The organism is Brevundimonas sp. NPDC055311, assembly GCF_053645695.1.
Window position 1 is genome coordinate 23,606 of record NZ_JBSHMV010000002.1, and the last position, 13,390, is coordinate 36,995.

General features: G+C 67.8%; 9 protein-coding genes and 1 tRNA gene. 2 read left to right on the forward strand and 8 right to left on the reverse strand.

From position 1 onward, the window contains the following. Window positions 1-303: 303 nt before the first annotated feature. On the forward strand, window positions 304-2,430 hold the full coding sequence (locus tag ACWIDZ_RS05920; protein ID WP_453990288.1) for a M13 family metallopeptidase: 2,127 nt from the start codon (window positions 304-306) through the stop codon (window positions 2,428-2,430). A gap of 478 nt (window positions 2,431-2,908) precedes the next feature. On the opposite strand, the gene hisS is transcribed toward ACWIDZ_RS05920, so the two are convergent. The 5 genes from hisS to ACWIDZ_RS05945 form a co-directional block, all read right to left on the reverse strand. Further along, window positions 2,909-4,381: a histidine--tRNA ligase gene (gene hisS, locus ACWIDZ_RS05925; protein WP_453990286.1), complete on the reverse strand. Its 1,473-nt coding sequence runs from the start codon at window positions 4,379-4,381 to the stop codon at window positions 2,909-2,911. A 57-nt stretch (window positions 4,382-4,438) separates the two neighbouring features. Further along, entirely contained in the window at window positions 4,439-5,662 is a 1,224-nt protein-coding gene (locus ACWIDZ_RS05930) for a DUF418 domain-containing protein (protein WP_453990284.1), read from the reverse strand. Window positions 5,663-5,724: 62 nt separating this feature from the next. After that, window positions 5,725-6,291: a hypothetical protein gene (locus ACWIDZ_RS05935; protein ID WP_291779985.1), complete on the reverse strand. Its 567-nt coding sequence runs from the start codon at window positions 6,289-6,291 to the stop codon at window positions 5,725-5,727. Then, window positions 6,291-7,169, reverse strand: a complete 879-nt coding sequence (locus tag ACWIDZ_RS05940) for a 3-hydroxybutyryl-CoA dehydrogenase (RefSeq protein ID WP_312220999.1) — start codon at window positions 7,167-7,169, stop codon at window positions 6,291-6,293. Before ACWIDZ_RS05940 ends, ACWIDZ_RS05935 begins: the two co-directional genes overlap by 1 nt. Window positions 7,170-7,310: 141 nt before the next feature. Beyond that, entirely contained in the window at window positions 7,311-7,616 is a 306-nt protein-coding gene (locus ACWIDZ_RS05945) for a YggT family protein (RefSeq protein ID WP_291779989.1), read from the reverse strand. Between the two features lie 122 nt (window positions 7,617-7,738). Here ACWIDZ_RS05945 and ACWIDZ_RS05950 point away from each other — a divergent pair. Continuing rightward, window positions 7,739-7,814, forward strand: a tRNA-Ala gene (locus tag ACWIDZ_RS05950). A 59-nt stretch (window positions 7,815-7,873) separates the two neighbouring features. On the opposite strand, the gene ACWIDZ_RS05955 is transcribed toward ACWIDZ_RS05950, so the two are convergent. The 3 genes from ACWIDZ_RS05955 to ACWIDZ_RS05965 form a co-directional block, all read right to left on the reverse strand. Next, entirely contained in the window at window positions 7,874-8,893 is a 1,020-nt protein-coding gene (locus ACWIDZ_RS05955; protein ID WP_453990281.1) for an NAD-dependent epimerase, read from the reverse strand. A 48-nt stretch (window positions 8,894-8,941) separates the two neighbouring features. Beyond that, window positions 8,942-10,828 (reverse strand): M20/M25/M40 family metallo-hydrolase, encoded by a 1,887-nt coding sequence (locus ACWIDZ_RS05960; protein WP_453990279.1) that lies wholly within the window; start codon window positions 10,826-10,828, stop codon window positions 8,942-8,944. A 112-nt stretch (window positions 10,829-10,940) separates the two neighbouring features. Next, entirely contained in the window at window positions 10,941-13,187 is a 2,247-nt protein-coding gene (locus tag ACWIDZ_RS05965; RefSeq protein ID WP_453988276.1) for a TonB-dependent receptor, read from the reverse strand. Window positions 13,188-13,390: the final 203 nt, after the last annotated feature.

A 13,390-nucleotide genomic window follows, 5' to 3' on the forward strand; every position in this document is an offset into this window, starting at 1 on the left:
CAATGACCAAAATGGGTCACAAGCGGCATAAAACTTTGCCGCAGGCCGGTTGTGAGTTCAACAGGGCTACGCAGTTCTACGGATAGGGGCCGTTGAACGACAGACGTGGAATCAAAGCTTTGCCATTAGTCCTGCTTTATTGCACGGCTCATGTATGGCGAAGACATCGGGCGCCGGCGCCGAACCCCGCAGATGCGAATCCCGCCCTCGCCCTTCGCGATAAAATTTTTTAAGACTGCCGGATCGCCCGAAGCTTCTACGCTTCGGGCCGCCCTGCCCTTGGGCCGAGATGAGGAAACGACAATGAAGAAACTGTTCGCTGGGGTCGCCGCCGCGGCCCTTCTGGCGCCCGCCGCCGCCCTGGCCCATGACGGCCACGACCATGCCTGCATCGACGACGCCTGCACCGTCTTCGAACTGTTCCAGACTCCGGCCGCCGAGGGCGGCGCTTCGGGCTGGCAGGGCACCGACGCACCGAAATACGGAACCTGGGGCTTCGACCTGGCGGGCCGCGACACCTCGGTCGATCCGGGCGACAGCTTCTTTCGCTACGCCAACGGCGCGGCCATCGACCAACTGACCATCCCGTCTGACCGCACCTCCTACGGCTCCTTCGCCCTGCTGCGCGAACTGTCCGACAACCGCATGAAGAGGCTGGTGACGGATCTGGCCGCGCGCACCGACCTGGCCGCCGGTTCGGACGAGCAGAAGATCGCCGACGCCTATCGCGCCTACATGGACCAGGCCCGCGTCGACCAGTTGGACGCCCAGCCGCTGGCGCCCTATCTGGCCGCCATCCGCGCCGCCGACACTCATGAGAAAATCGCCGCCTACATGGGCCAGACCCAGGGACGCGCGGGCGGCTCCTTCTTCGGCACCGGCATCACCATCGACCAGAAGAACCCGACCCGCTACGCCGTCTCGACCGGTCAGTCGGGCCTGGGGATGCCCAACCGCGACTATTATCTGGACGCCCGCTTCGCCGACAAGAAGGAGAAGTATCAGGCCTATATCGAGCGGATGTTGACCAACATCGGCTGGGCCGACCCGGCCGGTTCGGCGGCCGCCATCGTCGCCCTGGAAGATCGGATCGCCGAGGCCCACTGGACCCCGATCGAGAACCGCAACCGCGACAAGACCTACAACCCCTATTCGATCCAGACCCTGGCCGCCGAAGCGCCCGGCTTCGACTGGGCCGGCTATTTCAACGCCGCCGGCCTGGGCGCGGTCGACCGTGTGATCGTGCGTCAGAACACGGCCATGCCGAAGATGGCCGCCATCTTCGGTGAGACGCCGGTGGCGACCCTGCAGGCCTGGCAGGCCTTCCACACCACGGACGACGCCGCCCCCATGCTGTCGCAGCGCTTCTCGGACGCCCAATGGGAGTTCCATTCGCGCGACCTGGCCGGCCAGCCCGAGCAGCGCAGCCGCGAGAAGCGCGCCATCAGCTTCGCCGAGGGCGCCTTGGGCGAGGCCGCGGGCCGTCTGTATGTCGCCGAATACTTCCCGGCCGAATCCAAGGCCAAGATGGAAGAACTGGTCGCCAACCTGCGCACCGCCCTGTCGCACCGCATCGACAACCTGACCTGGATGGGCACGGAGACGAAGGCGGCGGCCCAGGAGAAGCTGCGCAAATTCACCGTCAAGATCGGCTATCCGAACAAGTGGCGCGACTATACGGCGCTCGAGATCAAGGCCGACGACCTGTTCGGCAACAGCCAGCGCATGGGCCAGTTCCAGTGGAACTACCGCCTGTCGCGGCTGGACCAGCCGGTCGACAAGGACGAGTGGGGCATGACGCCCCAGACGGTGAACGCCTATTACAACTCGGCCAATAACGAGATCGTCTTCCCGGCCGCCATCCTGCAACCGCCCTTCTTCGATCCGGACGCGGACCCGGCCGTCAACTACGGCGGCATCGGCGGCGTGATCGGCCACGAGATCGGCCACGGCTTCGACGACCAGGGCTCCAAGTCCGACGGCGACGGCGTGCTGCGCAACTGGTGGACCGATCAGGACAAGGCCAATTTCGAAGACCTGACCAAGCGTCTGGGCGCCCAGTACGACGCCTTCGAGCCCCTGCCCGGCTTCCACGTCCAGGGCGGCCTGACCATGGGCGAGAACATTGGCGACGCGGCCGGCACGGCGGTCGGTCTCGAGGCCTACCACCTGTCGCTGAAGGGCCAGCCCGCCCCGGTGATCGACGGCGTGACCGGCGACCAGCGCTTCTTCTACGGCTGGGCGCAGGTGTGGCAGTCCAAATACCGCGAGGACGCCCTGAAGAACCAGATCGCCACCGATCCGCACAGCCCGGCCGAGTTCCGCGTCATCGGCCCGGTGCGCAACGTCGACGCCTGGTATGAAGCCTTCGGCGTCAAGCCCGGCACGAAATACTATCTGGCGCCGGAGGACCGCGTCCGCATCTGGTAAGACGCAGCGCCTGCTGAATGAAGAGGGCCGGAGCGTCGCCGCTCCGGCCCTTTTTCATGGCGGTTAAAGCTCCCCGCCGTCATCCTGGGGCTTGACCCGAGGATCCAGGAGGCAGCGGTCGGAAGGGTCGGAAGCTTGAGCGCGGTTGTCTGGGTCCTCGGGTCAAGCCCGAGGATGACGGCGCATTAGGTCAACACTCCAGCAACTCTCGAACATTCTTCGATACATGTCCTGTGCTCCGGGCATGAAAAAGCCCGCTGCGGGGGATACATCGCAGCGGGCCTTCTCGCTCTCTCAGGAGCGGACGTTTCCTCCCCGAAACGCCTTCAAGATGTCGCTGCGGCTGAGCGCTGCGCCTCTTGAGTGAGACCAAATGACGCCATGGAGGGGGTCAAGTCAATCAAGCCTCCATCGAAAGAGCGTTCTTTCGTAACTGAACGTTGATAACTCACGTCTTCGTCAGGGTTTTTATCGAAACCTATTCGATAATGGAGCGGACCACGGCGACCAGCTGATCGCGCGCCACGGTCTGCTGTCCCGGACGTTCGGCCTTCCAGGCGTCGTTGTCGGCGATGGCGGCGGCGCGGGCGCGTCCGACGTCCAGATCCTTGATCGTCACCTGACCGGCGGCGATCTCGTCTCCGCCCAAGATGACGGCGGCCGGGGCCCCGCGACGGTCGGCGTATTTCATCTGCGCCTTCATGCCCGCCCTGCCCAGGTAGAGTTCGGCGGCGATGCCCGCCGCCCGCAGTTCGGACACGGCGTCGAGGTAGTGCTGCACGTCGTCCTCGGAGAAGACGATGGCCACCACCGGCCCGCGCGTCTCGTCCTCGGCGCCGCGCCCGGCCGCGCGCAGGGCCGAGGCCAGACGCGACACGCCGAAGGAGAAGCCCGTCGCCGGGGTCGACTGGCCGGTGAAGCGCGACACCAGATCGTCATAGCGCCCGCCGCCGCCGATCGAGCCGAAGCGCACGGCTCGGCCCTTCTCGTCCTTGGTGTCGAGCAGCAGTTCAGCCTCGAACACCGCGCCGGTGTAGTATTCCAGCCCGCGCACGATGGTCGGGTCGAAACGCACGTCGTCCTGCGCCACGCCCATGGCGGTCAGGGCGCGGTCGATGGCGGCCAGTTCCTTCAGCGCCTCTTCACCCGCGGCGCCCAAGGCGGCGCCGGACACGGCGTCCAGCACGCCCGCGCGGCTGAGGCCCGGCGTCTCGGCCGAGGCCAGGAAGGCTTCGATGGCCCCGATCACCGAGGAAGGCAGATTCGCGCCCTTGGTGTAGTCGCCGGACTCGTCCAGACGCCCTTCGCCCAGCAACAGGCGCACGCCCTCGACGCCCAGACGGTCGTACTTGTCCACTGCGCGCAGGGCCGTCAGCCGCTGCACCGGATCCGTGATCCCGCCCGCGTCGAACAGGCCGTCGAACAGCTTGCGGTTGGAGACGCGGATCACCGCCTGCCCGGCCGCCAGGCCCGCGGCGCGCAGGCCCTCGCAGCCCATGGCGATGATCTCGGCGTCGGCCTCTGGCCGGTCGGAGCCGACGGTGTCGGCGTCGCACTGCCAGAACTCGCGGAAGCGGCCCGGACCCGGCTTCTCATTGCGCCACACCGGCCCATAGGCGTAGCGGCGGAACGGCTTGGGCAGGGTCTCCCAGTTCTGGGCGGCGAAGCGGGCCAGAGGCGCCGTATGGTCGTAGCGCAGGGCCATCCATTGATCGTCGTCGTCCTGAAGCGCAAAGACGCCCTCGTTCGGACGGTCCGCGTCCGGCAGGAACTTGCCCAGCGCGTCGGCGTATTCGAACGCCGGAGTCTCCAGCGCCTCGAAGCCCCAGCGCTCATAGACCTCGGACACGCGCGCGACGATGCGGCGCTCGGCGGTCAGGTCGCGGCCGCGACGGTCGGCGAACCCACGGGGCGCGCGGGCTTCGGGGCGGTTGGAGGCTTCGTCGGTCATGGGGCGGCGATTAAGCCATCAGTTCCGCCGCCGCAACTCACAGTCCGCCCGACGCTCTCAGGCCGTGCGGCGCAGCGGCAGATCGCGCCCATAGCTCACACGCCGCCACAGCCACTCGAACGGCCCCATGGTGAACTTCGACAGCCACAGCGGCGACCAGATCAGCTGCAGCGCCCAGACGCCGACGACGATGGCCCACTGCATCGGATAGTCGACCTGACCGAACAGACGCGGCCCCCACGGCATGTAGAAGATGGTCGTCATGATCAGGGTCTGGGTCAGGTAGTTGGTGAAGGCCATCCGCCCCACCGGCGCCAGCGCCTTGCGCAGCCAGCCCACCCCGCGCGTCGTCAGCAGGATCAGAGCCGAGGCGTAGGCCAGGGTGATGATCAGCGGATAGGAGCCCACCGCCATGGCCCAGCCGCCGGTCGCCTCGACCTCGGCACCGGCCTGAATTTCGAACCACTCCAGCACGCCCAGCAGAGCCAGAACCGCCGCCCCGCCCGCCATCAGCATCGCGTAGACGCGCGTCGGAACCCGCCCGTGGAAGAAGCCCGCCTTGAACAGACCCAGGCCCAGCATCATCAACGGCACGGTCGAGAACACATACATGAGCAGGCTCATGCCCTGGGCGATGGCCCACGCCTTCAGGTTCTCCAGCGCCGCGCCGGCCCAGCCGCTCTGATAGGCGGCGATCGAGGCGGCGACCGCCCCGTCCGAGGAGCCGCCGCCGCTGCTCATGGCCTCGGGGAAGCGCGCCGTCAGCAGCATCAGCCCGGCCTGAAGCGTCGCCAGAAGGACCGTCGCCCCGACGCCGATCCAGATCAACGGCTTGGCGGGCATCGACCGTATCAGCATCATGAACAGGCCGGACCAAGCGTAGAGCAGCAGAATGTCGCCGTACCAGAAGGCCGCGCCGTGGATCAGGCCGAACAGGGCCAGGAACAGCAGACGGCGACGCAGGACGCGCCCCTTCGCCTCATCGCCCCGTTCGCCGCCGACCAGGAAGACCGACACGCCGAACAGCATGGAGAACAGGGTGACGAACTTCTGCTGGAAGAAGACGGCCACGACCCATTGCGCCACGCCCGACGCATTGGGGCCCGCCGGAAAGGGCGACTGGCCGCTCGTCATCTCGATCGCCATCATCGGCAGTGCGAAGGCCGCCGCATTGACCGCCAGGATTCCGAGAACCGCCGCGCCGCGCAGCACGTCCAGGGTCACGATCCGCTGATCCGCCGCCACCGGCTTCGGCTGGGCCGTCTCGACCTGATCCCTCATGCTCGCCCCCTATTCTGCGTGAAGAGGTTGAGGCTTAGGCGGGACCGCCGCTCCGCTTCACGTTAAATCCCTGTAACGTCCCGTTCGGCCAGGACGCCCATGCGGTTCTTGACCGTCGGCGCCGGGACAAAGCCCAGATAGGCCACGCACAGGCCGCCCCACAGGGCGTAGCTGACGCCCATCATGACCGCCAGCGGCAGGCCGCCGACGCCATAGATCAGCAGGGCCGTCTCGATCGCGCCCAGGCCCTGGACGAGGCTCTGCGAGGCGGCGCCCGCCAGGCCCGCCATGATCACGGCCATGACCGTCTGCATCGCCGCCGCCAGCAGGCCGCCGAACACGGTGAAGCGGCAAACCACGCCCAGCCGCGTCGACGGCCGACCGGTCCTGCCGTGGCTGTCGAGCAGCAGCCAGAGACCTGCCGGCGCCGCGATCAGTCCGACCGCCAGCATCACCAGCCGCCAGTCCGTATCCACGCCCGACCACCAGTTCTCGGGCGGCCAGATGAACAGGGTCAGGATCACCGGAGGCCAGGCCGCCGCCGCCAGGGCGGCCGGAACCAGGGCGCCCGCGCCGCGCCGCGGCGCCACGCGCTTCAGGCCCGGAAGAGAGGGAAAGGCGACGGCCATCAGCGGGTCGGAACCGGCGTCTCGCCGGAATAGTCGTAGAAGCCGCGCCCGCTCTTCTTGCCCAGCCAGCCGGCCTCGACATATTTCACCAGCAGCGGACAGGGCCGGTATTTGCTGTCGGCCAAGCCTTCATACAGCACGTTCATGATGGCCAGGGCCACGTCCAGCCCCATGAAGTCCGCCAGCTCCAGCGGCCCCATCGGATGGTTGGCGCCCAGCTTCAGCGCCTTGTCGATCGAGACCACGTCGCCGACGCCTTCGTACAGGACATAGACCGCCTCGTTCATCATCGGCACCAGGATGCGATTGACGATGAAGGCGGGGAAATCCTCGGACTCCGTGATGATCTTGCCCAGGCTCTCGGCGAAGGCGACCGCCGTCTCGAAGGTCGAGGCCGAGGTGGCGATACCGCGCACCAGTTCGACCAGCTTCATCGTCGGCGCCGGCTTCATGAAGTGCAGGCCGATGAAGCGCTCGGGCCGATCCGTGACCGAAGCCAGGCGGGTGATGGAGATCGAGGAGGTATTGGACGCCAGCAGAACATCCGGCCCCAGCAGCGGCGTCAGTTCGGTGAAAACGCCCTTCTTGACCGCTTCATCCTCGGACGCGGCCTCGATGACCAGATCGGCCCTAGCCGCCTCCGCCAGGGTTTTCACGGCGGTGACGCGCTGCAGGGCCGCCTGGGCCTCCGCCTCGGTCGACAGGCCGCGCGCCGCACGCCGCGCCAGGCTGGCCGCGATCTCGCCCAGGGCCAGGGTCACCCGGTCCGGCGCGATGTCGTACAGCTTCACCTCATAGCCGCCGGCGGCCACCACCTGAGCGATGCCCGAACCCATTTGCCCGGCGCCGATGACGGCGACTGTCCTGATCGTGGTCATGAATTACGCGTAAAAGGCGGTCCGCCAGGGACCCATCGTCGGCACCTTAGGAGCCCGCTCGCGCCGCGCAAGGGCGGAAATGGGCGCCGAAGACCGAATCCCGCGCCGCCGTGGCTTTGCTTCAACGAAGGTTCGCTCGCCTCAGCCCAGCGACATGATCAGCATGGGCGCGACCGACCGGTTGAACAGCACGCTCAGGAACTGCAGCGCCAGAAGGGCGATGATCGGGGTGATGTCGATCCCGCCCAACGGCGGCACCACGCGCTGGATCGGCCCCAGGATCGGCCGCGTCACCGTGTCCAGCACATAGGCGATCTGGCCCACGAAGCGGTTGCGCGGATTGATCACGTCGAAGGCGAACAGCCAGCTCAGGATCGCCGAGGCGATGATGCACCAGATCATCAGGGTGACGACGGCGTTCACCAGCCAGACAAGGGCGAAACCCATGAGAAACTCCTGCTTCGTTCACGCCGCTTCTAGCGGCCCGGCCGCGGATCGCCAAGGATTCGTGCGCGGCCCGTTGACACGCCCCCCTGGACGCTTCTATGTCCCGCCCCTGCCTGTCGGTCGGGGCCGTAGCTCAGTTGGTAGAGCGCGTCGTTCGCAATGACGAGGTCAGGGGTTCGACTCCCCTCGGCTCCACCAGGGCATCTCCGCGAAATCGTTGAAGACCACCGTCTTTGGGCGCGGCGCTCACGCGCGCGTCAATTCTCACGATAGAAGTTGCAATACCAGTCGACGAAGCGGGCCACGCCCTCCTCCACCGGGGTCGTGGGGGCGTAGTCGAGGGCCGCCAGGGTCTCGGCGACGTCGGCCTCGGTGTCGGCCACGTCCCCGTCCTGCATGGGCATGAGGTTCAGCTTGGCCTTGCGGTCCAGCTTGGTCTCCAGCACCTCGATATAGCGCATCAACGGCACCGGACGGCCCGCGCCCAGGTTCAGGATACGCCAGGGGGCGACGCCGCTGGTGGCGGGGTTGGGGGCCGTCGCATCCCACGTCGGGTCGACGGCGGCCGGTCGGTCGAGCGCGGCGATCACGCCGGTGACGATGTCGTCGACATAGGTGAAGTCGCGGCTCATCCGGCCCTCGCCGTAAACGTCGATCGGCTCGTCCTTCAGGATGGCGCGGGTGAATTTGAACAGGGCCATGTCCGGACGGCCCCACGGTCCATAGACGGTGAAGAAGCGCAGGCCCGTCGCCGGAAAGCCGAACAGGTGGGCGTAGGAGTGAGCCATGGCCTCATTGGCCAGCTTGGTCGCGGCGTAGACCGTCAGCGGATGGTCGGCGGGCTGGCGCACCGAGAACGGCAGGGCGCGGTTGGCGCCGAACACCGAACTGGTCGAGGCGAAGACCAGATTATCCGCCCCGACCGCGCGGCAACCTTCCAGGATGCTGAGGAAGCCGACGACGTTGGAATCGACATAGGTCTCGGGCGCTTCCAGGCTGTAGCGGACGCCCGCCTGGGCGGCGAGGTGGACCACGCGGCGGGGCTGGTGCTCGGCGAACAACGCGGCGACGCCCGCGCGGTCGGCCAGGTCCAGCGTGTGATGGCTGTAGTTCGGATGAACCTGAAGCTGAGCCAAGCGCGCCTGCTTCAGCGCCGGATCGTAGTAGGCGTTGAGGTTGTCCAGACCGATCACGCGCTCGCCCCGCTCCAGCAGACGCCGGGCGGTATGAAAGCCGATGAAGCCGGCGGAGCCGGTGACCAGGACGGGATCGCTCATGATCGGCTGCGATAAACGGTCGCGCGGCCAGACGCCAGCGTCGGCGCCCTAGGGCAGGGCCTCGGCGACGTCGGGCGACGGCGCCAGCAGCTGAGCCGACAGGTTCAGCCCGACGCCCGCGATCAGGCAGGCCGCCGCCGCGAGCAGCATCAGACGCGTGGCGTCCGCCCCCGGCGCCAGCGGCCGGGCGAACAGCAGGACCAGCAGGGCGACGAGGGCCAACGCGCCCGGCAGATCCATCCCGACGCCCAGGAAGACGAAATGACCGATCCCCAGCAACCAGGCCCCGCCCAGCAAGGTCGCGACCGCGCCAGGCAGAAGGCCGACCGGCCGCGTCAAGCCCGGGTCGATCAGGGCCGCCAGGACCGCCGCCGTCGCCGCTAGAAGCACCGGCCAGACGAACAGCAGCGCCGCCTCGGGCGCCGCGCCCTGCAACGCGCAGCCGAAGACGAAGACCAGAGCGATCAGGCCCAGCCAGCCGCCCCAGGCAGAACGCTCGGCCTGTCCCGGCCACAACGACAGCCCGACCGCGACGACGCCGAGCGCCAGCATCACCGGGCTGAATCCGCCGACGATCAGAACCACGGCGGTCAGCAAGGCGAACGTCCCGCCGATCACGCGCGGCCGCGCCCGGCGCACGCCGCTCAGCAGGACCAGCGCCAGGGCGAGCGCCGCCAGCGCCGCTCCCGCCTCCATCCACGGCAGGCGGCGCAGCAGGGTGTAATAGACGTCCGGCGAGGCGGCGCGGCTGGACATCGGCCCGGCCAGCAGACGCGTCGCCTGCAACAGGATGACGCCCCCGGTCAGGAACCACAGCCCGTCCAGCACGCCCAGCCCGACCTGCCCCGCCCTCAGCCCCGCCCCGCGCCGCGCTCGCCAGGCGGCGAAACCGCCCAGGGCCGCCGCCAGCGCCAGCAGGATCCAGCCCGTCCCTTGCGCATGGGCGATCACCCAGCGGCCGAAGACGTCGGCATAGACCAGGTTCTCGCCCTTGGCCGGCAGGCTCGGCGCGCGCAACAAGGCGTCGGCCGCCTCCAGCGCCTGAGAGCCCAGATGCTGCACCGCGCCCCGGTCCAGATTGGCGGGCGTCGCATTGGCGGCGTGATACTGATCCGGGCGGCCGATGAAGGCCAGGTTCAGACCGCCGACGCCCCGGTCCTTGGGCACGGTGAAGTCGGTGCCGTTGGGCATTCGCTCATACATGAAGGCGGCGATGGAGGTGGCGGTGGTCCCGCCGTCGGCTTTCGCCGCCGCACGGCGGAACAGCTGGACCGTCGGCCCCGCCTCGCGCCCGGTCTCGAACATGGCGGCGCGGCCGCCGCCGCCGCGCGCCTCGAGATTGACCACGGCCCCGATGCGGTCGCGCAGGGGATGGCCGCCGAAGAAGACCCGCGCCCCGTCCAGGCCCAGTTCCTCCGCATCGGTCAGCAGGACGACCAGATCACGCTCGGCCGGGCCGCGCGCCTGGATCGCCCGCACGGCCTCCAGGATGGCGGCCACCCCGGCTGAATCGTCGGCCGCGCCGGGGGAGCCGACCACGGTGTCGTAATGGGCCATCAGCATGACGGCGGGCTGGCTGCGGTCTTTTCCGGGCAGGACGCCGATCAGATTGATCGCCTGATTGTTCGCCGCGCCGGGATCGCCGCCCGCGCGCTCCAGCCGCTTGACGGCGGCGGGCGACAGCGGCCCGGCCTGCTCGCTGACCTGAAGTCCCAGTTGCGTCAGGCGGTCGTTCAGATAGGCGCGGACCCGTGCATGTTCGGGCGAGCCGACCGGGTGAGGCGCGCGGGCGATCTGTTTGATGTCCCCCATGGCCCGCGCGGCCGAGAAGGCGACGGCGGGCGCGTCCGCCGCGCGCGGCTTCGGCGCCTGGGTGGTCCACACCGCCAGCAAGAAGGCGAGCGTCAGCGATCCGAACAGCAGGGCCCGCCGCATGAGAGATCCTCCCCGATCCGAGCGGCAGTAGGACCAAGCCTGAGCGGAATGGCAAGAGGGCGGCGGCGGGTCTCCCCGCCGCCGCCCTCCCGATACGATCCGCCGTATCGGCTTAGAAGCGCTTGGACAGCTCCACGCCGTACATGCGCGGCTCGTTGACGAAGGCCGTCAGGTTGTTGAAGTCGATGGCGCCGATGACGTTGGCCTCGTCCGTGATGTTGCGGACATAGACGGCCGCCTCCAGACCCCGGTTCAGGTCGCGCCAGCCTGCGCGCAGACCGCCTTCGAAGTTGGTGTCCTGACGGAACTCGACCGCCTCATAGAGGAAGAGGTTGAAGTCCTTCTGCATCACCCAGTCGGTCGAGGCGAACAGTTCCTGATCGTCGCCGATCGGGCGGACGTAGGACAGGGTCAGGTTGGCCGAATACTCCGGCGCCTGCGGGAAGGGGTTGCCGTCGATGTTGGCGCGGTCGCTGGTTCCGACCTTCACGATCGGATCGGTGATGGTGCACAGGTGGTTGCCGCAGATGGCGACCAGCAGGTCCTTGTCCTTGATCTCGGTGTGGTTCCACGCCACGCCGCCGGCTAGGGTGAAGCCCGCGCCCAGATAGACGTCGCCGTCGATCTCCAGACCGTAGCCCTGACCCTTGTCGGCGTTGATCAGGCGGTTGGAGTTGTCGATGCCGCCGATAGCCGTGAACTGCATGTCCTTGACGTCATACAGATAGGCGGTGGCGTTCAGGCGGGCGCGGCCGTCCCACAGGCGAGCCTTGAAGCCGGCCTCATACGACATGACCGTTTCCGAATCCGCCGTGGTCAGAACCGGCAGGTTGCGGCCTTGAATCGACGGACCGCGATAGCCGCTGGCCACGCGGGCGAACAGGTTCAGGCTGTCGTTGACCTCATACAGGGCGCTGACGTCCCAGCTGACCTGCTCGTCGCCGACCGAGACCTGGCCTTCCGCATTGGCGGGCGTGCCGACCACGATGCGACCATGATAGTCGCGGCTGTCGTCGGTATAGCGCAGGCCGCCGGTCAGTTTCAGAGCGTCTGTGACCTGATAGTTGGCCTGACCGAAGATCGACCAGGAGTCCGACTTCTGCACGATGTCGGTGACCTTGGTCGGCATGAGGCCGCCGACGCCGTCGAACGTGCCCGACACCAGATTGATGCGCTCGTCCCAGTAGAAGGCGCCGACCTGCCAGCCCAGACGGCCCGCGCCGTTCGAGGCCAGGCGCAGCTCATAGGTGTTCTGCAGCAGATCGCTGGACAGGGTGCCGGACTCGACCGGGAACGGAGTCTTGTAGCCTGCGCCCGTCGGCGCGCCCGCGGAGACGCCGCCGTCGATGTCGCCGTCGCCCTGGGACCAGCCCTGGAAGGAGCCGACCACGCCGGTCAGGGTCGCCGGGCCGAAGTCATAGGCGACCTGCAGCGACTGCGAGGTGGTCTTCTGCTTCTGGAAGTTGTTGCGGCCGCCGTCATACCAGACCGTGTCGCGATCGAAGTTGTCGTTCAGCTTGTTCGAGCCCTTGGTCAGGACGTTGGCGCGGTTCATCGTGCCTGTGCCTTCATAGTCGCGCGCCTGCAGGGTCAGCAGGGTCGACAGGCGGTCGGTCGGGGTCCAGGCGACGTGGATGCGGCCCGCCACATCATCGAAATTGCCCAGGTCCTTGCCGTCCTTCTTGGCGAAGGGGGCGTCATAGGCGTTGTTGATCCAGTCGTCGCGGTGGTTCCACAGGGCCGCCACGCGCACCGACAGCGTATCCGACGCCGGCAGGGTCACGGCCGCCTCGGCGCGGGTCGAGCCATAGTTGCCGTAGGTGATCGAGCCGAAGCCGGTGAACTCATCGCCCGGCTTGGTGGTGTCGATCTTGATCACGCCGGCTGGGGTGTTGCGGCCGAACAGGGTGCCCTGCGGCCCGCGCAGCACTTCCAACTGCTTCACGTCGAACAGAGGGAAGCCCTTCAGATAGACGCTTTCCAGAACCAGTTCGTCCATCACCATCGACACCGGCTGAGACGCCGTGAAGTCGAAGTCCACATTGCCCAGGCCGCGGATGTAGAAGCGCGGGGCGTAGCGGCCGTTGGAGCTTTCGACCTGCAGGCTGGGCACGCGGCCCGACAGCTGCAGGATGTCGCCGCCGCCGGCGTTCACCGCGTTCAGCGTCTCGGTGTTCATCGCCGTGACGGCGAAGGGCACGTCGCGGATGCTTTCGCTGCGGCGCTGGGCGGTGACGACGATGTCGCCGACGGCGGCGGCCTGATCGGCCTGGACATCGGCGGATTGCGCCAGGGCCGGCGTGGAGAGCAGCAGGGCCAGACCGCTGGCGGAGGCGGCGAGAACCGAGAGACGCGTCATCGAGATATCCCCTTCTTGATGATCTTGGGTGGGTGAATTCGCCGCAGCCCCTAGGCCCGTAGCGTCGCGGGTTCCAGCGCCGATGCGGGCTGGTGCATGAACCTTTCGCGACAGGGACACAGACCGCAAGAAACCGCCGTTCGATTCACGCGTCGCCGTAGCGCGACATTGTGCGCCGCAACAGGACGTGCAAAGCAGACCGG

Coding starts and splice junctions, on each gene's coding strand:
- ACWIDZ_RS05920 (WP_453990288.1), top strand. CDS start 304: ATGAAGAAACTGTTCGCTGGGGTCGCCGCCGCGGCCCTTCTGGCGCCC.
- hisS (WP_453990286.1), bottom strand. CDS start 4,381: ATGACCGACGAAGCCTCCAACCGCCCCGAAGCCCGCGCGCCCCGTGGG.
- ACWIDZ_RS05930 (WP_453990284.1), bottom strand. CDS start 5,662: ATGAGGGATCAGGTCGAGACGGCCCAGCCGAAGCCGGTGGCGGCGGAT.
- ACWIDZ_RS05935 (WP_291779985.1), bottom strand. CDS start 6,291: ATGGCCGTCGCCTTTCCCTCTCTTCCGGGCCTGAAGCGCGTGGCGCCG.
- ACWIDZ_RS05940 (WP_312220999.1), bottom strand. CDS start 7,169: ATGACCACGATCAGGACAGTCGCCGTCATCGGCGCCGGGCAAATGGGT.
- ACWIDZ_RS05945 (WP_291779989.1), bottom strand. CDS start 7,616: ATGGGTTTCGCCCTTGTCTGGCTGGTGAACGCCGTCGTCACCCTGATG.
- ACWIDZ_RS05955 (WP_453990281.1), bottom strand. CDS start 8,893: ATGAGCGATCCCGTCCTGGTCACCGGCTCCGCCGGCTTCATCGGCTTT.
- ACWIDZ_RS05960 (WP_453990279.1), bottom strand. CDS start 10,828: ATGCGGCGGGCCCTGCTGTTCGGATCGCTGACGCTCGCCTTCTTGCTG.
- ACWIDZ_RS05965 (WP_453988276.1), bottom strand. CDS start 13,187: ATGACGCGTCTCTCGGTTCTCGCCGCCTCCGCCAGCGGTCTGGCCCTG.